Annotated in this window: 5 protein-coding genes; 2 read left to right on the top strand and 3 right to left on the bottom strand. The window is 73.9% G+C overall.

Annotated elements, in window-relative coordinates:
• Positions 1-5: 5 nt before the first annotated feature.
• Positions 6-9,656 carry an SDR family NAD(P)-dependent oxidoreductase gene (locus tag OHS58_RS13510; protein WP_328648439.1) on the top strand — a complete coding sequence of 3,217 codons (9,651 nt, stop codon included), beginning with the start codon at positions 6-8 and terminating at the stop codon, positions 9,654-9,656.
• A gap of 275 nt (positions 9,657-9,931) precedes the next feature.
• Here OHS58_RS13510 and OHS58_RS13505 read toward each other — a convergent pair whose 3' ends face one another.
• From OHS58_RS13505 to OHS58_RS13495, 3 genes are read right to left on the bottom strand one after another with little or no spacing between them, the layout of a single operon-like run.
• Positions 9,932-10,699 (bottom strand): ABC transporter permease, encoded by a 768-nt coding sequence (locus tag OHS58_RS13505; RefSeq protein ID WP_326949528.1) that lies wholly within the window; start codon positions 10,697-10,699, stop codon positions 9,932-9,934.
• A complete protein-coding gene (locus OHS58_RS13500; RefSeq protein ID WP_328648438.1) occupies positions 10,689-11,678 on the bottom strand; it encodes an ATP-binding cassette domain-containing protein in 990 nt (329 codons plus the stop codon). The genes OHS58_RS13505 and OHS58_RS13500 overlap by 11 nt, the downstream gene beginning before the upstream one ends.
• Positions 11,679-11,703: 25 nt before the next feature.
• Positions 11,704-13,095, bottom strand: coding sequence for a glycosyltransferase (locus OHS58_RS13495; protein ID WP_328648437.1), 1,392 nt, complete (start codon positions 13,093-13,095; stop codon positions 11,704-11,706).
• 635 nt (positions 13,096-13,730) lie between these two features.
• On the opposite strand from OHS58_RS13495, the gene OHS58_RS13490 reads away from it, so the two are divergent.
• Entirely contained in the window at positions 13,731-22,127 is an 8,397-nt protein-coding gene (locus OHS58_RS13490; protein ID WP_328648436.1) for a type I polyketide synthase, read from the top strand.
• Positions 22,128-22,135 lie beyond the last annotated feature (8 nt).

The raw sequence follows: 22,135 nt of genomic DNA, 5'->3' as shown, positions 1-22,135 counted from the left end.
CCGCCATGACCGAGGACAAGAAGCTCGTCGAATACCTCAAGTGGGTCACCGCCGACCTCGCCAAGACGCGCAAGCGGGTCGAGGAGCTGGAGTCGGCGGAGCAGGAGCCGGTCGCGATCGTGTCGATGGCGTGCCGCTACCCGGGTGGCGTGCGGTCGCCGGAGGACCTGTGGGACCTCGTCCTGTCCGGGGGCGACGGCATCGCCGGGTTCCCCGAGGACCGCGGCTGGGACCTGGATTCGCTGTTCGGCGACGAGCGCGGCCGCTCCTACGTCCGCGAAGGCGGTTTCGTCGACGGCGCCGGGAAGTTCGACCCGGGCCTGTTCGGCATCTCGCCGCGTGAAGCCCTGGCGATGGACCCGCAGCAGCGCCTCTTGCTGGAGACGTCGTGGGAGGCCGTCGAGCGCGCCGGCGTCGACCCGCTTTCGTTGCGCGGCAGCAAAACCGGCGTCTTCGCCGGGGTGATGTACCACGACTACGGCCAAGGCGCCCAGTTCCCCGACGAGGCCCTCGGCTTCCTCGGCGTCGGCACCGCGGGCAGCGTCATGTCCGGCCGCGTGTCGTATTCGCTGGGCCTCGAAGGCCCCGCTGTCACGATCGACACGGCGTGCTCGTCGTCGCTGGTCGCGATGCACTGGGCCGCGCAGGCGCTGCGGGCGGGCGACTGCGACCTGGCCCTCGCCGGCGGTGTCACGATCATGGCGACGCCGGGCTCGTTCGTCGACTTCTCCGCGCAGGGCGGCCTCGCCCGCGACGGCCGCTGCAAGTCCTACGCGGACGCCGCGGACGGCGTCGGCTGGTCCGAGGGTGTCGGCCTGGTCATGCTGGAACGCCTGACGGACGCGCGTCGCAACGGCCACGAAGTCCTCGCCGTGCTGCGCGGCTCCGCCGTCAACCAGGACGGCGCGTCCAACGGCATCACCGCCCCCAACGGCCCGTCGCAGCAGCGGGTCATCCGGCAGGCGCTGACCGGCGCCGGGCTCGGACTGTCCGATGTGGACGTCGTCGAAGGCCACGGCACCGGCACACCCCTGGGCGACCCGATCGAGGCGCAGGCCCTACTGGCCACCTACGGCCGCGGCCGCGAGACGCCGCTGCTGCTCGGCTCGGTGAAGTCGAACATCGGCCACACCCAGGCCGCCGCCGGTGTCGCGGGTGTGATTAAGATGGTCCAGGCGCTGCGCCACGGCGTCGTGCCGAAGTCGGTCAACCTGGACGGCCCGTCGTCCCAGGTGGACTGGACGGCGGGCGCCGTCGAGGTCGTCACCGAAAACACCGCCTGGCCGGAGGTGGACCGCGCGCGCCGCGCCGCCGTCTCGTCGTTCGGCATCAGCGGCACCAACGCCCACGTCATCCTCGAACAGGCCGAACCCGCCGACGCGACCGCCGGGGAGACCGCGCCTGCCGGCGTCCGCCCGTTCGTCCTGGCCGGACGCACCGAAGCCGCCTTGAAAGCCCAGGCCGCGCGCCTGCTGGCGCACCTCGGCGACGGCGACCTCAACGCGCCCGACGTCGCGTGGTCGCTGGCCGCGTCCCGCGCCGCCCTCGACCACCGCGCGGTGATCGTCGCCGACGACCCCCGCGTGGGCCTCGCGGCACTCGCCTCCGGCACCCCGGACCCGGTTGTCACCACCGGCGCCGCCGACGTCGACGGCCAGATCGTCTTCGTCTTCCCCGGCCAGGGCGCGCAGTGGGCCGGCATGGGCGCGCGGCTCCTGGCCGAGTCGCCCGTATTCGCGGCCCGGATCGCCGAGTGCGAAGAAGCCTTGTCCGCGCACGTCGACTGGTCCTTGACCGCCGTCCTGCGCGGTGACGACGACGCGCCCAAGCTGGACCGGGTCGACGTCATCCAGCCCGCGTCGTTCGCCGTGATGGTCGGCCTGGCCGCGCTCTGGCAGTCCGCCGGCATCCGGCCGGACGCCGTCGCCGGCCACTCCCAGGGCGAGATCGCGGCCGCCTGCGTCTCCGGTGCGCTGAGCCTGGCCGACGCCGCCCGCGTCGTCGCGTTGCGCAGCCAGGCCATCGCCCGCCGGCTGGCCGGTGCCGGGTGCATGATCTCGGTGGCCCTGCCGGTCGCCGACGTCGAGGCGCGGCTGACGCCGTACGAGGGCAAGCTTTCGGTCGCCGTGGTCAACAGCCCGTCGTCCGTCGTCGTCGCCGGGGACCCGGAGGCGGGGGAGCAGCTCATCGCCGAGCTGACCGCGGCCGAGATCCGCGTCCGCCGCGTCGACGTCGACTACGCGTCGCACTCCGCGCACGTCGAGCTGATCGAGCAGGAGCTGCACACCGCGCTGGCCGGCCTTGCGCCGCGGCAGTCGGACATCCCGTTCTTCTCCACGGTCGACGGCGACTGGTTCGACACGACCAAGATGGACGCCGCCTACTGGTACCGGAACCTGCGTCAGCGCGTCCGCTTCGAAGACGCCGTGCGTGAGCTGCTTTCGTTGCAGTACCAGGTGTTCTTCGAGATCAGCTCGCACCCGGTGCTGGCCGTCGCGATCCAGGACACCGCCGAATCCGCCGACGCCCGCGCGGTCGTCACCGGCACCCTGCGCCGCGACAACGGCGGCCTCGACCGGTTCCTGACGTCGGTCGCGGAGGCGCACGTCCGCGGCGTCAGCCCGGACTGGAAGGCGCTGCTGGCCACCGGCGCGCACATCGTCCCGCTGCCCACCTACGCCTTCCAGCACGAGTACTACTGGCCCGAGCCGGCCTCGGCCGACGCGGCCGCGGACCCGGCCGTGGCCGAATTCTGGACCGCTGTCGACGACGCCGACTTCGCCGCGCTTAGCACCACCCTCGACGTCGAAGAGGACGCGCTCACCCGCGTGCTGCCCGCGCTCTCGTCGTGGCGACGCCGCCGCGGCGAACAGTCCGCTGTGGACGCTTGGCGCTACCGCATCACGTGGAAGCCGTTGTCGGCCGAGACGTCCGCGCCGGGCCGGTGGCTCGCGCTCGTGCCCGCCGACCTGCCCGCCGACATCGCGGAAGCCCTCGACACGCTGAACGCCGTCCAGGTCCGCGTCGAGACCGACGCCGTCGAGGCCTTGCGCGAAGCGTTGCCGGGCCAGGACTACACCGGCGTCCTCTCGCTGCTCGACCTCGACGGGACGTCCTTCGCCACCACAGCCGCGCTCACCGAGGCGCTGGCCGAAGCCGAGGCCGTCGTGCCGCTGTGGTGCGTCACCCGCGGCGCGGTGTCAGTCGGCCGCTCCGAGCCGGTCCACAACCCCGCCCGCGCCGCACTCTGGGGCGCCGGGCGGGTGCTGGCCCTGGAGTTCCCGCGTGCTTGGGGCGGCCTGATCGACCTGCCCGAGACGCTCGACGCGCGCGCTGCGGCCCGGTTTGCCGCCGCCGTCGGCGGGCCGGAGGACCAGGTCGCCGTGCGCGCGTCCGGGTTGTTCGGCCGCCGTCTGGTCCGCTCCGCGGCCGGGGGAGCAGCAGAACCGTGGCGCCCGCACGGGACCGTCCTGGTCACCGGCGGCCACGAAGGGTTCGGCGAGCACGTCACGCGCTGGCTCACCGACGTCAATGTGCTGCACGCGGGCCCGGAAGACCTCGCCGACCGCGACGCGCTGACCGCCCTGCTCGCCACCGTGCCCGAGGATCGGCCCCTGACCGCCGTACTGCACACCGCCGGGATGGCGGAAGCCGGTGCCTACGACTCCGCCGTCCTCCTCGACGACGTCCTCGCCGACCACGACCTCGAAGCGTTCGTGCTGTTCTCGTCGGTGTCCGCGATCTGGGGCGCGGAAGGCCAGCGCGACCGCGCCGCCGTCGACACCGGGCTTGACGCCCTGGCCCGGCACCGCCGCGACCGCGGCCTGGCCGCGACGTCGATCGCCTGGAGCGCGTGGGCCGGTACCGGCGTCGCCGCCGACGAGGAGACCGCCGAATTCCTGCGGGCGCGCGGTTTGCCGCCGCTCGACCCGGACCAGGCGCTGCTGGCCCTCGGCCAAGCCGTCGCCCACGACGACACCGCCGTCGTGCTCGCCGACGTCCGGTGGGACCGGTTCGTCCCGGCCCTGACCTCCCGCCGGTCCGGCACGCTGCTCGACGAGCTGCCCGAGGTGCGCGAACTGGCGGAAGGCCCGTCCGCCGACGCCGTCTCTACCGCGTCGGCGCTGCTGGACCGGCTGAGTGGCCTGTCCGAGCGTGAACGCGAAGACGCGCTGCTCGACCTCGTCCGCGACCAGGTCGCCGGCCTGCTCGGCTACGCGGGCGGCGCCGCCATAGAGGCCCGCCGCCCGTTCCGCGACCTCGGCTTCGACTCGCTCACCTCGGTGGAACTGCGGAACCGGATCAACGCCGCGACCGGCCTCACGCTGCCGTCCACTCTCGTGTTCGACCACCCGCGCCCGGACGCCGTCGCGCGCCTGCTGGCGACCGAGCTGCTCGGCGGCGGCGACCTCACGGCCGCCCCGGCGGCGTCGGGGATCGTCGACGGCGACCCGATCGTCATCGTCGGCATGAGCTGCCGCTACCCGGGTGGCGTCCGCTCGCCCGAGGACCTGTGGCGCCTCGTCGCCGACGGCACCGACGCGATCACCGAGTTCCCCGTCGACCGCGGCTGGGACCTGCTCGGCCTCAGCGGCGGCATGTCGTACGTCCAGGAAGGCGGGTTCGTCGACGGCGTCGCCGACTTCGACGCCGGCTTCTTCGGCATCTCGCCCCGCGAAGCCCTGGCCATGGACCCGCAGCAGCGCCAGCTCCTCGAAACGGCCTGGGAGCTGTTCGAACGCGCCGGCGTCGCCTCGGACAGCCTGCGCGGCAGCGACACCGGCGTCTACGTCGGCGGCTCCGGCAACGGTTATTCGCCGCCGCCGGAGCTGGCCGGGCACCTGCTCACCGGCGCGGCCACGAGTGTCCTGTCCGGCCGGATCTCCTACCTGTTCGGCCTCGAAGGCCCGTCGGTCACCGTCGACACCGCGTGCTCGTCTTCGCTGGTCGCGCTGCACATGGCCGCGCGCGCCCTGGCGGCCGGGGAGTGCTCCCTGGCCGTCGCCGGCGGGGTCACCGTGATGGCGACGCCCAGCGCGTTCGTCGAGTTCAGCTACCAGGGCGGGCTCGCGGCGGACGGCCGTTGCCGGTCGTTCGACGAGGCCGCGGGCGGCACCGGCTGGTCCGAGGGCACCGGCCTGCTCCTGCTGGAGCGCCTGTCCGACGCCGTCCGCAACGGCCACACGCCCTTGGCTGTGGTGCGCGGGACCGCGGTCAACTCCGACGGCGCGTCCAACGGCCTCACCGCCCCGAACGGGCCGTCGCAGCAGCGCGTCATCCGCCAGGCCCTGGCCAACGCGGGCCTGACCGGCACCGAGGTCGACGCCGTCGAGGCGCACGGCACCGGCACCCAGCTGGGCGACCCGATCGAGGCCCAGGCCCTGATCGCCGCCTACGGCGCCGGCCGCGAACGGCCGCTGCTGCTCGGCTCGATCAAGTCCAACATCGGCCACTCGCAGTCCGCCGCCGGCGTCGCCGGGGTGATCAAGATGGTCGAGGCCATCCGCCACGGCGTGCTGCCGAAGACCCTGCACCTCGACGCACCGACGTCCAAAGTGGACTGGCAGCCCGACGCCGTCACCCTGCTGGGCGACCAGCAGGACTGGCCCGAGACGGGACGGCCGCGCCGCGCGGGCGTGTCGTCGTTCGGTGTCAGCGGCACGAACGCGCACGTGATCCTGGAACAGGCCACGGCTGTGGAATCGATGCCTGCGTCGGTCGCCGGTCCGGTGCCTGTCGTGGTCTCGGCTCGCACACCCGACCAGCTCGCGGCGCAGGCCGACCGCCTGGCCGCGTTCGTCACCGAGCACCCGGACGTCGCCGTCGCCGACCTGGCCGCCGCGCTCGCGGGCCGCGCGCGGTTCGACCACCGCGCCGGTCTCGTCGCGGGCGACCGGGACGAACTCCTCGACGGCCTCACCGTGCTGGCGCGCGGAACCCGGGCGCCCACCGCGGCCGGACCGGCCGGCGGGAAGCTCGCGATCCTGTTCGCCGGGCAGGGCAGCCAGCGTCCGGGCATGGGCCGTGACCTCGCCGCCGCGTACCCGGTGTTCGCCGACGCGCTCGACGCCGTGCTCGCCCACCTCGACGTCGAACTCGACCGCCCGCTGCGCTCCGTACTGCACGGCGACCACACCGAGCTGCTCGACGAGACCGGTTACGCGCAGCCCGCCATCTTCGCCTTCGAGGTCGCGCTCTACCGGCTCCTCGAGTCGTGGGGCGTGCGGGCGGACTTCGTGACGGGACACTCGATCGGCGAGATCGCGGCCGCGCACGTCACCGGCGTGCTGAGCCTGGCCGACGCATGCCGGATGGTCGCCGCGCGCGGCCGGCTCATGCAGGCCCTGCCGCCCGGCGGCGCGATGCTGTCGCTCGTGGCGACCGAGGACGAGGTCCGGCCGCTGCTCACCGGCGACGTCGCCATCGCCGCCCTCAACGGCCCGCGGTCCGTCGTCGTCTCCGGCACCGAAGAAGCCGTGCTCACGCTGGGTGCGCACTTCGCGAAGACGCGGCGGCTGTCGGTCTCCCACGCCTTCCACTCGCCGCTGATCGAGCCCGCTCTGGACGAGTTCGGCAAGGTCGTGGCGGAGCTGGAGTTCGCGGCGCCGTCGATCCCGGTCGTCTCGGGCGTCACCGGCGCCCTCGCGACCGAGCTGGACTCGCCGGAGTACTGGGTGCGCCAGGCGCGCGAGGCCGTCCGGTTCGCGGACGCCGTCACCACGCTCGCCGAGGCCGGTGCGACGACGTTCCTCGACGTCGGCCCGGACGGCGTCGCCGCCGCGATGGCGGCCGACAGCCTGGCCGAGGACGCGGGGGAGGTCGTCGCGGCCGTTCGCGCCGACGGCGACGAGTGCCGCGCGCTGACCACCGCGCTGACCCGCCTGCACGCCCGGAACGTGCCCCTGGACTGGGCCGCGTTCTTCGGCGGCGGCGTCCCGGTCGACCTGCCCACCTACCCCTTCGCCGCCGATCGGTACTGGCCCGAGGGGTTCCACGGCGCGGGCGGCGACCTGCGCCTGTCCGGCCTGCACTCCGCCGAGCACCCGCTGCTCGGCGCCGGGGTCGCGCTGCCGGAGTCCGGCGGGTTCCTGTTCACCGGCGCGCTGTCGCCGCAGGTGCAGCCGTGGCTGGCCGACCACACCGTCGACGGGACGATCGTGTTCCCGGAGGCCGGGTTCGTCGAACTCGCCGTGCGGGCGGGTGACGAGGTCGGCTGCGACGTCGTCGCCGAGCTGACCGTCGAGACGCCGTTGACGCTGCCGCCGGTCGGCGGGGTGCACGCCCAGGTCGTCGTCGGTGCCGCGAACCCCGCGGGTGACCGGGACCTGACCATCTGGACCCGGCCCGAGGGTGTCGGCGAGGCGTCGTGGACGCGCACCGCGTCCGGCCGGCTCTCGATGGGCGCCGGCGAACCCGCGGTCGACACGACGTGGCCGCCGGACGCGACCGAGGTCGATCTCGAGGACTTCTACGACGGGCTCGCCGAGCGCGGGCACGTCGTCGGCGCCGCGTTCCGCGGCCTGCGGACGGCGTGGCTGGCCGCGGACGAGGTGTTCGCGGAGATCGCGCTGCCCGCCGAGCGGCAGGACGACGCCGTCAAGTTCGGGCTCCACCCGGCGTTGCTCGACGCGGCGCTGCAAGCCGTGTCGCTGCTGGATTCCACGCCCCGCGCGGCAACCGGCTGGACGCGGTTCGCACTGCACGCCGCCGGTGCCGCGGCCGCTCGCGTCCACGTCCGGCGCACGGCCGAGGACACGATCGCGCTCGACCTCACCGACGCCGCCGGCGCGCTCGTCGCGTCGGCGGAGACGGTGGTGCTCGGCGAAGCCGCCGTCGCGCCGCGAGAATCGGGCTCCGACTCGCTGTTCCACCTGGAATGGACGCCGCTGCCCGAGACGCCGTCGCCTCATGCGGCCCGTTGGCTCGTGCTCGGCGACTCCGCGGGCTTCCCGGACGCCGAAACCCACGCCGACCTGTCCGGCCTGGTGGCCGCGGCGAGCGACGACGCCGTGCTCGTCATCCCGGTCGCGACCGAGGGCGACGACCTGGCCGCCGTCACGCACCGCGCGACCGCGACCGTGCTGGACCAGCTGCAGTTCCTCCTGGCTGCCGAGGGCCTCGACGGCGTCACGGCGGTGTTCGTCACCCGCGGCGGCGGCCCGGTCGCCGCGGCCGTGCACGGGCTCGTCCGGGCCGCGCAGTCGGAGAACCCGGGCCGGTTCCTGCTGGCCGACCTCGGCGCGTCGGATGCGGGTGTGCTGCCCGTCGTCGTGGCGTCGGGGGAGACCCAGATCTCGGTGCGCGACGGCGTCCCGCACCGCGCTCGCCTGGTGCGGGCGGTCACCGCGGGTGCGGACTTCGACCTCGGGGACGGCACGGTGCTCGTCACCGGCGGCACCGGGGGACTGGGCCGGCTGCTGGCCCGGCACCTCGTCACCACCCACGGCGTCCGGCACCTGCTGCTCGCCAGCCGTCGCGGACTCGGCTCCGCCGGGGCCGCGGAACTGGTGGCGGAGCTGAAGGAACTCGGCGCCGACGTCCGGGTCGCCGCGTGCGACACATCGGACCGCGAGGACGTCGTGGACCTGCTCGCGTCGGTGCCCGTCGACCACCCGCTGACGGCGATCGTGCACACGGCCGGCGTCCTCGACGACGGCGTCGTCGGCTCGCTGACCCCGGCGCGGCTGAAGAAGGTGTTGCGTCCCAAGGTGGACGGCGCCTGGAACCTGCACGACCTGACCCGCGAACTCGACCTCTCGGCGTTCGTCCTGTACTCGTCGGCGAGCGGCCTGCTCGGTGGCGTCGGCCAGGGCAACTACGCGGCGGCCAACTCGTTCCTCGACGCGCTGGCCGAACTCCGGCGTGACGAAGGGCGGCCGGCGTTGTCGCTGGCGTGGGGCCCGTGGGCTCAGGCGGACGGCATGGCGGGCACGCTCGCCGACGTCGACGCGCAGCGGCTGGAGAAGTCCGGCATGCGGCGCCTGCGTCCGGAGGAGGGCCTGGCGTTGTTCGACGCGGCTCTTCGCGCCGGTACCGCGACCATCGTCCCGGTGGCCCTGGACCTCGCGATCCTGCGCGGCCACGTCGTCCCGCCGGTGCTGCACGGGCTGGTCCCGAAGGTCCGCCGCACGGCCAAGATCAGCGAAGAGGGCCTGCGGTCGTTCGTGCCGCAGCTGGGCGACCTCGAGCCCGCGGCGCAGCAGAAGGAGCTGCTGGGCCTGGTCCGCGAACTGGCGGCGAGCGTGCTGGGCCACAACACCCCGCAGGCGATCGACCCGGACGTCGGCTTCACCGAGATCGGCTTCGACTCGCTGACGGTGGTGGAGCTGCGCAACCGCCTCAGCTACGCGACGGGCCTCACCCTCCCGGCGACGGTCCTGTTCGACCACCCCAACCCCCGCGACCTGAGCGAGCACCTGCGCGACCTCCTGAGCCCGGAGGAGACCGACCCCGCGGAGCGAGTCCTGTCGGAGCTGACCCGCTTCGAGCAACTGGCGGAAAACCCGGCCCTGACCCCATCAGCCGTCACCACCCTGACCACCCGCCTCCGCTCCCTACTGGACCGCCTGGACGCCGGCGGCGACGAGTTCCTGGATTCCCTGGACTCCGCCAGCGACGGCGAGCTGTTCCGCCTGATCGACTCCGAACTCTCCTAACCCAAGACCGAACCGGGGCCGCCTGCGAACGCCGACGGCCCCGGTTTCGTCGTGTCGACCTCCCAATCACGCGAGTTGACCCCTCAATCACGCGTGTCGGCGCTTCCATCACAAGGAGCGGGAACGGTCATCGTGTGCTTGGAGGGTCGACACGCGTGATCAGAGGGTCGACACGCGTGATTGGGGCGACGACACGTGATTGGAGCGACGACACGGGTGCGGGCAGCAGAAAGCCGGGCCGGGGAGTGTGTCCCGGCCCGGCTTTCGTGTGGAGCTTAGGCGGTTTCGGTCTGGAAGGTGCGGGTGTTCCAGCGCAGGGCCAACGCCGCCAGCGCGATGATGACCACCGCACCCATCAGGGTCGGGACCAGCGGGAGCGTTTCGCGGAAGCTGGCCCGGCTGATGTCCACGATGTACGCGAGCGGGTTGAAGCGCGACAGGACGTACAGCCACGTCGGGGCGCGGTCGGGGGTGATCGGGAGCAGGATGCCCGACAGCAGCGTCAGCGGCAGGATCGCGATGTTCACCAGCGACGAGAACGCGTCCTCGTTCTTCAGCTTCAGCACGATCGCGTGCGAGCAGCAGGCGATCGTCATCGACGTCAGGGCCGCGATCGCCAGCACCAGCAGCACGCCCACGATGCTCAGCGAGACGCCGAAGACGCCGCCTGCCAGTACCAGGATGATCACGCTCTGGATCAGCGACAGCGTCACCGACGGCAGGGCCTTGCCCAGGCTCAGCGACGTCCGGCTGACCGGGGTGACGCGCAGCCGGTCCAGGGTGCCGTTGCGGAGGTTGCTCAGCAGGATGTAGCCGCCGTAGATGCCGTTGGTCGCCGCGATCTGGACGATCAGCGCCGGGGTCAGGTCCACCCACGACGTGCCCGCCGGGGTGCCCGGCGCGCGCGTCACCAGCACCGCCAGCAGCGGCCCGCACAGCACCAGGTACAGCACCGGCTGGATCATGCCCATCATCAGGTACGGCTTGTTCCGCAGCGTGACGGCCAGTTCGCTGCGGTAGATCAGGATCGCTTCACGCAGCATCGGTGACTCCGTCGGGTTCGAGTCCGGCGGCGGCCGGCTCGCGCAGGCTCCGGCCGGTCAGGGTGAAGAACACGTCGTCGAGCGTCGGCCGCTGGACGCGCAGCGCGACCAGCGGGATGTCGGCCCGGTCCAGCGCCCGGACCAGCGGCGAGAGGACCTCCTCGCTGTGCGCGACCTGGAAGTGCAGGGTCGCGCCGTCGCGCCGCAGCCGTTCCGCCGAACCCAGGCCGGCGACGACCAGCTCGGCGTGGTCCGCGAGCTCCTCGGGCACCGTGACCTCGACGCCGTCGCCGAGCAGCCGCGACTTCAGCGCGTCGGGGGTGTCCTCGGCGACGATCACGCCGTTGTCGATGATCTGGATGCGGTCGGCCAGCGCGTCGGCCTCGTCGAGGTAGTGCGTCGAGAGGAACACGGTGACGCCCTGCTCGTCACGCAGCCGCCGGATGTGGCTCCACAGGTGGGCGCGGCTCTGCGGGTCGAGGCCGGTCGTGGGCTCGTCGAGGAACAGCAGCGTCGGGCTGTGGACCATGCCGAGCGCCAGGTCGAGCCGGCGTCGCTGGCCGCCCGAGAGCGTCACCGTGAGGCGGTCCTGCAGGCCGTCGAGGTCGAGCTGGTGCGAGGTGTCCCGCGCCCGCTCGAGCGCGTCGGACTTGTTCAGGCCGTACAACCGGCCCTGCAGCACCAGCTCCTCGCTGACCTTGCGCTCTTCGACCGTGCCGCCGCCCTGGGCGACGTAGCCGATGTGCCGGCGCACGCTCGTCGGTTCGGTGAGCAGGTCGGCGCCGGCGATGGTGGCGGTGCCGGCCGTCGGCTTGATCAACGTCGTCAGCATGCGCATGGTCGTGGTCTTCCCGGCGCCGTTCGGGCCGAGGAACGCCACGATCTCGCCGGCGCCGACGTCCAGGTCGACACCGCGCACCGCCTCGACCGTGCGGCCCTGCGCGGTGAACGTCCGGGCCAGCCCCTGGGCCTTGATCATCGATACCTCCGGGTGCGCCGGCCGGTCACCGGGCGAGCCGGGCCGACGGGGTGGGTGACTGCGCGGCCGGCTCGTCTGCGACGAGGGACAGCAGCAGGTCGGCGGCGGCTTCGCGGCCGCGGCCGGGTTCGTGCTGCAGCCGGGCGATTTCCCGGGCCCGGGTGGTGAACTCGGGGTTCCGCAGCACTTCGGTCAGCTTCGCGACGGTGTCGTCGACGTCGACGATCTCGGGCCGGTCGACCACAAGGCCGACGCCGAGGTCCCGGCCGCGGACGGCCTGGTCGTAGCAGTCGACGAACAGCGGACGGGTCAGCAGCGGCTTGCCGAAGTAGAGGCTCTCGACGAACCCGTTGCCGCCGCCGTGGGTGAAGTGGGCGCGCACGTGCGGGTGGGCGAGGACGTCCAGCTGCGACGGCAGCCACTTCTCGATCCGCAGGTTCGCGGGCAGGTCGTCGGGCAGGAGCTTGTGGGCCGCGGCGGGCAGCCGCCACAGCACGGAGTGGTCGCCGTAGAGGCGCCGCACGACCTCGACGAGGTTCGCGACCTCGGTCGCGCCCAGCCGGGCGACCGTGCCGAACCCCATGTACACCACGGATTCGTGCCGGTCGAGCCAGCCCTTGACGTCCTGCTCGGCCGGCAGCTCCGGGATCGGCGGCAGGATCGCGCCGAGCATCCGGAAGTGCTCCGGGATCTCGAGCGGGTAGTCGAGCTCGGCCAGCGTGTAGCTGAACACCAGCCGGGCCTGGTCGATCCGGGACGTGTACTTCGCGGCCAGCCGCGACACGCCCAGCTCCTTGTTGGACTTGACGTATTCGACGACCCGCTTGCGCAGCAGCGAGTCCGCGATGAACAGACGGCCGCGGCGGCGGCGGAAGGCGTTGTTCTCCCGGCGCTGCTTGGGCGTCATGTCCTGCGGCAGCCCGGAGTGCGGGGCGGGGTAGGTCTTCGGGAGCTTGTTGACGAGGTTGCTCGGCGAGAACGGCGCGCTCACGACGTAGGGGATCCCGTAGGTGACGGCCAGCTCGAAGCCCGCGTGCAGCAGGGAGTCGATCACCATCAGCGCCGGCTCGACCTCGCGGACGATCTCCTCGAGCGCGCGGTAGGTCGCGTTGCGGAAGCGGGTGTCGAAGGTCTGGCGCATCAGCGCCTTGTGCGCCTTCCAGCGGGACTGCTGGGTGACGGCCGCGTAGGTCTCGTCGTCCCAGGCACCCGAGGACAGCTCGGGGATCGGCGCGCCGAGCGACCGGAACGCGACGGTCCCGATCGCCTCCACCTCGTCCCGGCGGTTGTCGCTCGTCGCGAAGTACAGGTCGGGAACGCCGCGCCGGGAGAGCTCGGCGGCGAGCACCAGCTGGGGGTTGATCAGTCCGCTGTCCGGCGAGCTGACGAAGAGGATCGGGCGCCGATCTCGGCTCATGGTCGAGCACCTTTCACGGACGGGAAGCGCGCGGACCGGGCGACCGTAACAGCGGAGTTTCCGTGATTTACCTACTGTTGCGCGCGGTCCGCGGCGATGGGGGAGCGGCCGACACGGCGCCCGGAGCGGCTGACACGGCGCCGGGGAACGGTCGGCTGCGGCGCGCGGTGTGCCACCTTGCCGCTCGGCGCGGCGAACTCGGTGCCGGTGGTGGCCGACTCCCCGCCGGGAGCGGCCGACACAGTGCCCGGAGTGGCCGACACAGCATCGGGTGCGGCCGGTAAGGGCCGACTTTCAGCCCAAGGCGGCCACCTCGGTGCCGGGAGGGCCAACTTGGTGCGCGGAGTCGCCGGCTCGGTGCCGGGGAGCGGCCGACACAGCGCCCGGAGCTGCGGACTCGGCGCCGGAGGGGCGATTTCGGTGCCCGGAGCGGCCAACACGCCGCCGGGAGTGGCCGGGGCGTCGGCGTGTTGGCCGCTCCCGCGCGCGTGTCGGCCGGTGTGGCCGCCGGGGGCGGCTGGAAAGACTAAGGGTTTGCGGGCGTGGGGTGGGTTTGACTCACGCGATGCGGAATCCGGACCCGGCCCCGGGATCCGGCGCCGCCGGACCCGTCCGGACGACACCGAGAGGCCAGGATGGCTAGCGAGAGCCAGCTTCGTGACTACCTCAAGCGCGTCACCGCCGACCTGCACCGGTCCCGGCAGCGCGTGCGCGAGTTCGAGACGGCCGCGTCCGAGCCGATCGCCGTGATCGGGATCGGCTGCCGGTTCCCCGGCGGCGTCTGTTCGCCGGAGCAGCTGTGGGACCTCGTCGCGGCCGGCACCGACGCGATCGGCCCGCTGCCCGCGGGCCGCGGCTGGGACGCGCTGCTCGCCGGCGTCGACCGCAGCACCGTCAGCCTCGGTGACGTCGACGCCTGGCGCGGCGGCTTCGTCGACGAGCCCGACCGCTTCGACGCCGGGTTCTTCCGCATCTCCCCGCGCGAGGCCCTCGCCATGGACCCGCAGCAGCGCGTGCTGCTGGAGGTCACCTGGGAGGCCCTCGAACGCGCCCGGATCGTCCCCGCGAGCCTGCGCGGCAGCCGCACCGGCGTCTTCGTCGGCACCAACGGCCAGAGCTACGGCAAGCTCCTCGCCGCCTCCGGCGAGACCGTCGAAGGGCACACCGGCACCGGCAACACCGCCGCCGTCCTGTCCGGCCGGATCGCCTACGCCTTCGGGTTCGAAGGCGCCTCGGTCACCGTCGACACCGCCTGTTCGTCCTCGCTGGTCGCCGCGCACTGGGCGACGCAGTCCCTGCGCTCCGGCGAGTGCTCCCTCGCGCTCGCCGGCGGCGTCACGGTGATGGCGACGCCCGAGGCCTTCGCGGAGTTCAGCAAGCAGGGCGGCCTCGCGCCGGACGGCCGCTGCAAGGCGTTCGCCGACGGCGCCGACGGCGTCGGCTGGTCCGAAGGTGCCGGCATCCTCGTCCTGGAACGGCTTTCCGACGCGCAGCGCCACGGCCACCCGGTGCTCGCCGTGCTGCGCGGCACCGCCGTGAACTCCGACGGCGCCAGCAGCGGCCTGACCGTCCCCAATGGACCGTCGCAGCAGCGCGTGATCCGCTCCGCGCTCGCCGCGTCCGGCCTGACGACGAACGACGTCGACGTCGTGGAAGCCCACGGCACCGGCACGAAACTCGGCGACCCGATCGAAGCGCAGGCGCTGCTCGCGACCTACGGCAAGGACCGCGAGACCCCGCTGCTGCTGGGCTCGGTGAAGTCGAACTTCGGCCACACCCAGGCCGCCGCCGGGGTCGCCGGGATCATCAAGATGGTCATGGCGATCCGCCACGGCGAAGTGCCGCGCACGCTGCACGCCGAGACGCCGTCGTCCGAGGTGGACTGGTCCGCCGGCGCCGTCACCCCGGTGACCGAGCAGGTGTCCTGGCCCGAGACCGACCGGCCGCGCCGCGCGGCGGTGTCGTCGTTCGGGGTCAGCGGCACCAACGCCCACACCATCGTCGAGCAGGCTCCCGAGCCCGAAGCCGTCGAGCCCACGACCACCGCGGGCCCGGTGCCGTGGTTCGCCTCGGCCCGCTCCGAGACGGCGTTGCGGGCCCAGGTCGAGCGCCTTCTCGCCGCTACCACCGACACGACACCCGCCGCCGACGTCGCCCTGTCCTCGGCGGTGACGCGCGCGGGGTTCGAGCACGGCCTGGCCGCCGTCGGCCCGGACTCCGCGACCCTGCGCGAAGCGTTGCGCGGCTGGCTCGACAAGGGTGCGGCTCCCGGCGTGACAACGGCGTCCGCGGTCCGCGGCGAGACGGCGTTCCTCTTCTCCGGCCAGGGCGCCCAGCACCGCGACATGGGCCGCCGCCTGGCCGAGGTCTACCCGGTCTTCGCGGCCGCCTTCGACGAGATCGTCGAGCGGTTCCCGGACCTGCGTGACGCCCTCGGCGACGACCGGATCGACCGGACGGAGTTCGCGCAGCCCGCGCTCTTCGCCTTCGAGGTCGCGCTGGCGAGGCTCCTCGACACCTGGGGCGTGCGCCCGGACCACGTCGCCGGGCACTCGGTCGGCGAGATCGCCGCCGCGCACGTCGCCGGCGTCCTGACCCTCGACGACGCCTGCACGCTGGTCGCGGCCCGGGCCCGGCTGATGGGCGCGCTGCCCGAGGGCGGCGTGATGGTCGCCGTGCGCGCGTCCGAAGTGGACGTTCAGCTGGTGCTGGCGGACGGCGTCGACATCGCCGCCGTCAACGGCCCGGAGTCGGTCGTGCTCTCCGGCGTCGAGGACGCCGTCGTCGCGGTCGCGGCGAAGTTCGCCAAGCACCGCCGCCTGCGCGTTTCGCACGCGTTCCACTCGGTCCTGATGGAGCCGATGCTGGACGAGTTCCGCCAGGTCGTCGCGCAACTCGCTTTCGCCACCCCGCGCGTTCCGGTCGTCTCGGCCGGCGACGTCACCGACCCGGAGTACTGGGTCCGGCAGGTGCGCGACACCGTCCGCTTCGGCGACGCCCTGTCCCGGCTCACCGAAGCCGGCGTGACGCGGTTCGCCGAGGTCGGCCCGGACGCCGTGCTGTCCGGCCTGGTCGACGCGGCCGTCGTCGTGCCGCTGTCCCGCCGTGACCACGACGAGGACACCGCGCTGGTCACCGGGCTCGCCGCGCTGCACGTCGGCGGCGGCACCGTCGGCTGGACGGCCGTGCTCGCCGGGGCCCGCCTGGTCGACCTGCCCACCTACCCGTTCGAGCGCGAGCGGTACTGGCCCACGCTCACCGTCCGCGCCGGCAACGCCGCCGGGCTCGGCCTCGCGGCCGTCCGCCACCCGCTGCTGGGCGCCGCCCTCGACGTCGCCGGGACGACCGAGTCCCTGCTCACCGGCACGCTGTCGCTGGCCACCCAGCCGTGGCTCGCCGCGCACCTCGACGCCGGCCGGATCACCTTCCCCGGCACCGGGTTCCTCGAACTCGCCCTGCGCGCGGCCCGCAACCTCGGCTGCCCGGAGATCACCGAACTGACGCTTACCACGCCGCTGGTGCTCGGCCCGTCCGACGCCCTGGTCCTGCAGGTGCGCGTCGGCCCGCCCGAGGCCGACGGCGGCCGCCCGATCGACGTCCACAGCGCGCCCGCCGGCACCGACGTGCCGGACTGGACCCACCACGCCACCGGCACCCTCGCCGCCGGCCCCGGCCCGGAACCCGCGGTGCTCACCGAAGGCGCGTACCGCACGGACATCACCCTGCCGGACACCCTCGACGGGCACTTCGACCTCCACCCGCTGCTGCTGGCCGAGGCGCTGCGCGCCTGCGTCGCCGACGGCGAGCCCGCCCCGGAACCCCGGGTCTGGCGCGGCGTTTCGCTGCACGCCCAGGGCATGACCCGGCTGCGGCTGCGGGTGGCGCCGCTCGGTGACGCGTCCGTGAGCCTGGCCCTGCTCGACTCTGCCGATCGGCCGGTGTTCCTGGCCGGTGCGGTCGAGTTCGCCGGCGGCACCGGCCTGGCCGACCTGCCGGACCTCGCTGCCGGGCCGGTCGCGCGCGTCGCCGCCAGCCCGCTGGCCGGGAACTGGGCCGACCTCGGCGAGGCCGACCGCACCCGCGCGGCCGAAGACCTGGTCCGCACGACCGTCGCCGCCGTGCTCGGTCACGGCGACACCGGCGCGGTCGGTACCGGCCAGCCGTTCACCGACCTCGGCTTCGACTCGATGATGTCGGTCGAACTCCGCAACCGCCTGACCGCCGCGACGACCCTGGACCTGCCGGCCACGCTCGTGTTCGACCACCCCACCCCGGCCGACGTCGCCCAGCTGCTGCTCGCCGGCCTCTTCGGGGAAGCCGAGCGCACCGGCCCGGTCCGCCGGACCCGGGCGCGCGGTGACGACCCGGTCGTCATCGTCGGCATGAGCTGCCGCTACCCCGGCGGCGTCCGGTCCCCGGCCGACCTCTGGACCATGGTCTCGAACGGCGACGACGCCGTCGGCCCGTTCCCCGCCGACCGCGGCTGGGACCTCGCCACGCTCGCCGCGGGCGCGTCCGCCACCACCTACGGCGGCTTCCTCGAAGAGATCGACCGCTTCGACGCCTCCTTCTTCGGCATCTCGCCCCGCGAGGCCCTCGCCATGGACCCGCAGCAGCGCCAGGTGCTCGAGACGTCGTGGGAGGCCCTGGAAGACGCCGGGATCGACCCGCTCGGCCTGCGTGCCAGCGCGACCGGCGTGTTCGTCGGCACCAACGGCCAGGACTACGCGAGCGTGCTCGCCGGCAGCGACGCCGACGTCGGCGCGCACGCGGGCCTCGGCAACGCGGCCAGCGCTGTCTCCGGCCGGGTGTCCTACGTGCTGGGCCTCGAAGGCCCGTCGATGACCGTCGACACGGCCTGTTCGTCGTCGCTCGTCGCGCTGCACCTCGCGAGCCAGGCGCTACGGGGCGGCGAGTGCTCGCTCGCCATCGTCGGCGGCGTGCTCGTGATGTCCAGCGCCAACTACTTCCTCGGCACCAGCCAGCAGGGCGGCCTCGCCCCGGACGGGCGCTGCAAGGCGTTCGCCGACGCGGCCGACGGCACCGGCTGGGCCGAAGGCGTCGGCATGCTCGTCGTCGAACGCCTCTCCGACGCCCGTCGCAACGGTCACGAGGTCCTCGCCGTGGTGCGCGGTTCCGCGGTCAACTCCGACGGCGCGTCCAACGGCATCACCGCCCCCAACGGCCCGTCCCAGCGCCGGGTCATCCGCGCCGCGCTGGAGGACGCCGGACTGTCCACATCGGACGTCGACGTCGTCGAGGCGCACGGCACCGGCACCACGCTGGGTGACCCGATCGAGGCCCAGGCGCTGCTGGCCACCTACGGCCAGGACCGCGATAACCCCTTGCTGCTCGGGTCGTTCAAGTCCAACATCGGCCACACGCAGGCGGCCGCCGGGGTCGGCGGGATCATCAAGATGGTCCAGGCGATGCGCCACGGCGTCGTCCCGCCGACCCTGCACGTCGACGCCCCGTCGTCCCATGTGGACTGGACGACCGGCGCCATCGAGCTGGTCACCGAGCCGACGCCGTGGCCCGCCGCCGAGCGCCCGCGCCGCGCCGGCGTCTCCGCCTTCGGCGTCAGCGGCACGAACGCCCACGTCGTCCTGGAACAGGCCCCGGCCGCCCCGGCGCGGAAGCCGGACCCGGAACCCGCGGTCGTCCCGTGGGTGCTGTCCGCGGCGAGCCGCTCCGCGCTGCAGGCCCAGGCCGCCCGGCTGATCGACGCGGAGACCGCGCCGCTCGCCGCCACCGGGCTCGCCCTCGCGACCCGACGTGCCGCGCTGGCCCACCGCGCGGTCGTCGTCGGCGCCGACCCGGCCGCGCTCAGGTCCGGCCTGGCCGCCTTGGCCGCCGGGGACGAGTCCGGGAACGTCGTCGAGGGCACGGCCCGCGACGGTGGCCTCGCACTGCTGTTCACCGGGCAGGGCGCGCAGCGGCTCGGCATGGGCCGCGAGCTGCACACCCGCTTCCCGGTCTTCCGCGACGCCTTCGACGAGGTCTGCGCGCAGTTCGACGGATCACTGCGTGACGTCGTCTTCGGCGACGACGCGGCGCTGCTCGACACCACCGGCTGGGCGCAGCCCGCGATCTTCGCGCTGGAAGTCGCACTGCTGCGGCTGATCGAGTCCTGGGGCGTGCGGGCCGACCACTTCGCCGGCCACTCGATCGGCGAGATCGCCGCCGCGCACGGTGCCGGGGTGCTGTCCCTGGAAGACGCGTGCACGCTCGTCGCCGCCCGCGCCCGGCTGATGCAGGAGCTGCCGGAGGGCGGCGCGATGATCGCGCTGCGGGCGAGCGCCGACGAGGTGCTGCCGTTGCTCGGCCCCGACGTCTCGCTCGCCGCGGTCAACGGGCCCGCGTCCGTCGTGATCGCCGGGACCGAAGCGGCCGCCGAAGCCGTCGCCGCGCACTTCGAGAAGGCGCGGCGGATCACCGTCAGCCACGCCTTCCACTCGCCGCTGATGGAACCGATGCTGGACGACTTCGCGAAGGTCGTCGCCGGGCTCGACCTGCGTGTGCCGCGGCGGGCGATCGTGTCCGCCGTGACCGGGCGGCCCGAGCGTGAGCTGCTGGCCACCGCGCAGTACTGGGTCGACCACGTCCGCCAGACCGTCCGCTTCGGTGACGTCGTCGCCGATCTCGCCGCCCGTGGTGTCACCCGGTTCGTCGAGGTCGGCCCGGACGGCGTGCTGTCCGGCATGGCCGCGGAGATCCTCGACGACGCCGTGCTCGTGCCGCTGCTGCGATCAGGTCGCGACGAAGAGACCACGGTCGTCACCGCGCTGGCCCGCCTGCACACCGACGGCGTCGACGTGGCCTGGGACGCGTTCTTCGCCGGGGCCGACGCGTGGGGTGTCGTCCTGCCGACGTACCCGTTCGCGGGCGAGCGCTTCTGGCCGCAACCGGCGGCCGTCGCGACGCCGGTGGAGAGCGGCGGTGACGAGGAGTTCTGGGCGGCTCTCGACGGCGCCGACTTCACCGGGCTGGCGGCCGAACTCGACGCGAACGCCGACGAACTCGCCCGCGTCCTGCCCGCGCTTTCCGCACGCCGCAAGGGCCACGTGGACCGCACGATCACCGACGGCTGGCGCTACCGCGTCGACTGGCAGCCCCTGACGGCCACCGCCGCGCCGCGCCGGGAAGACTGGCTGGTCGCCGTCCCCGCCGCCCTCGACGGCGACGAGCGGATCGACGTCATCGTCGACGCGCTCGGCGCCGACACCGTCCGGCTGGTCGTCGACACCCCGGACCGCGACGTCCTCCACGACCGGATCACCGCCCTGCTCGAAAGCTTCCCGCGCCCAGCGGGGGTCTTGTCCCTGCTCGCGCTCGACGAGGAACCCGCGGCCGATACGCCGTCGGTGCCGGCCGGACTTGCGACGACGGCCGCGCTCGTCCAGGCCCTCGGTGACGCCGGCGTCGACGCGCCGCTGTGGTGCGTCACCACCGGCGCCGTCCGGATCGGCCCGGCCGACGCCGCCGGGAGCCTGGCGCAGGCCGCCGTCTGGGGCCTGGGCCGGGTGGCCGCGATGGAGTACCCCGGCCGCTGGGGCGGCCTCGTCGACCTGCCCGCCGACTTCGACCCCCGTGCGCTCACCCGCCTGCCCGCGACGCTGGCCGCGGCGGGGGAGGAGGACCAGCTCGCGCTGCGCCCCGGTGGCGCGCACGTCCGCCGTCTCGTCCCCGCCCCGGCCGGAGCGCCGGTGCCGGACCGGGCCGCCGTCCCGAAGGACGGCACGGTCATCGTCACCGGTGGTACCGGCGCGCTGGGCGGCAAGCTCGCGCACTGGCTCGCCGACGAAGGCGCCGGGCACATCGTGCTCACCAGCCGTCGCGGCCTCGACGCGCCGGGTGCGCGTGACCTGGCCGACGACCTGACGGCGGCCGGTGCTCGCGTGACCGTCGCCGCCTGCGACGTCTCCGACAAGACGGCGCTGGCCGGCCTCATCCAGGGGCTGCCCGCCGAGTTCCCGCTGCGCGGTGTGGTGCACGCCGCCGGTGTGCTCGACGACTGCGTGGTCGACGCCGTCGACCCGGGCCGGTTCGAGACCGTGCTGCGGCCCAAGACGGCCGCCGCGCTCAACCTGCACGAGCTGACCGCGGACCACGACCTGAGCATGTTCGTGCTGTTCGCCTCGATCGCCGGCACCGTCGGCGGGCCCGGCCAGGGTAGTTACGCCGCCGCCAACGCCGTGCTCGACGCCCTCGCCGAACAACGTGCCCGGGACGGGCTGGCCGCGACGTCGGTCGCCTGGGGCGCCTGGGGCGAGGTCGGCATGGCCGCCGACCCGGCGATCCAGGAACGGATGCGCCGCAGTGGTGCCGCGGCCCTCGCGCCGAGACGCGCGATCCTCGCCCTCGGCGAGGCCCTGCGCCGCGGCGACGTCTCGCTGACCGTCGCCGACATCGACTGGAGCCGTTACGCGCCCGGCATGGCGCTGATGCGGATGACGCACCTGCTCGACGGGGTCCCGGCCGCCCGCGCCGCCGTCGAGGCCGCGCGGCGCGAACCTGAATCCACGGAGACGTCGCTCGTCGACGAACTCGCCGCGATGTCCGAACCGGAGCGAGTCAGCACGCTGTCCCGCGCGGTGCGGACGGCGGCCGCGATGATCCTCGGGCACGCGTCACCGGATGCGATCGAGCCGGAGGCCAAGTTCGGCGGTCTCGGCTTCGACTCGCTGAGCGCGGTCGAGTTCCGCAACCTCCTGGCTCGCCGCACCGGGCTGAACCTGGCGCAGGGCATCGTCTTCGACCACCCGACGCCGCTCGCGCTCGCGCAGTTCCTGCGGACCGAGCTGGTGCCGGCGGACCGGCCGGCGACCGATCCGCTGACCGAAGAACTGGACCGGCTGGAACGGGCGCTGGCGGGCGCCCAGCTCAGCGACGTCCGCAAGGACGACCTCACCCGCCGGCTGCACGGGCTGCTCGACGGGATGCGGTCCGACCGCGTCGCCGGCGACGTCGTCCTCGCGGCTTCGGACGACGAAATGTTCGACCTGCTCGGCAAGGAGTTCGGGATCTCGTGAACAGCCAC

Origin of the sequence: Amycolatopsis sp. NBC_00348, assembly GCF_036114655.1 — a bacterium.
In the GTDB taxonomy this organism is placed as follows: Bacteria; Actinomycetota; Actinomycetes; order Mycobacteriales; family Pseudonocardiaceae; genus Amycolatopsis.
This window is presented reverse-complemented; position numbering and strand designations above follow the sequence as displayed.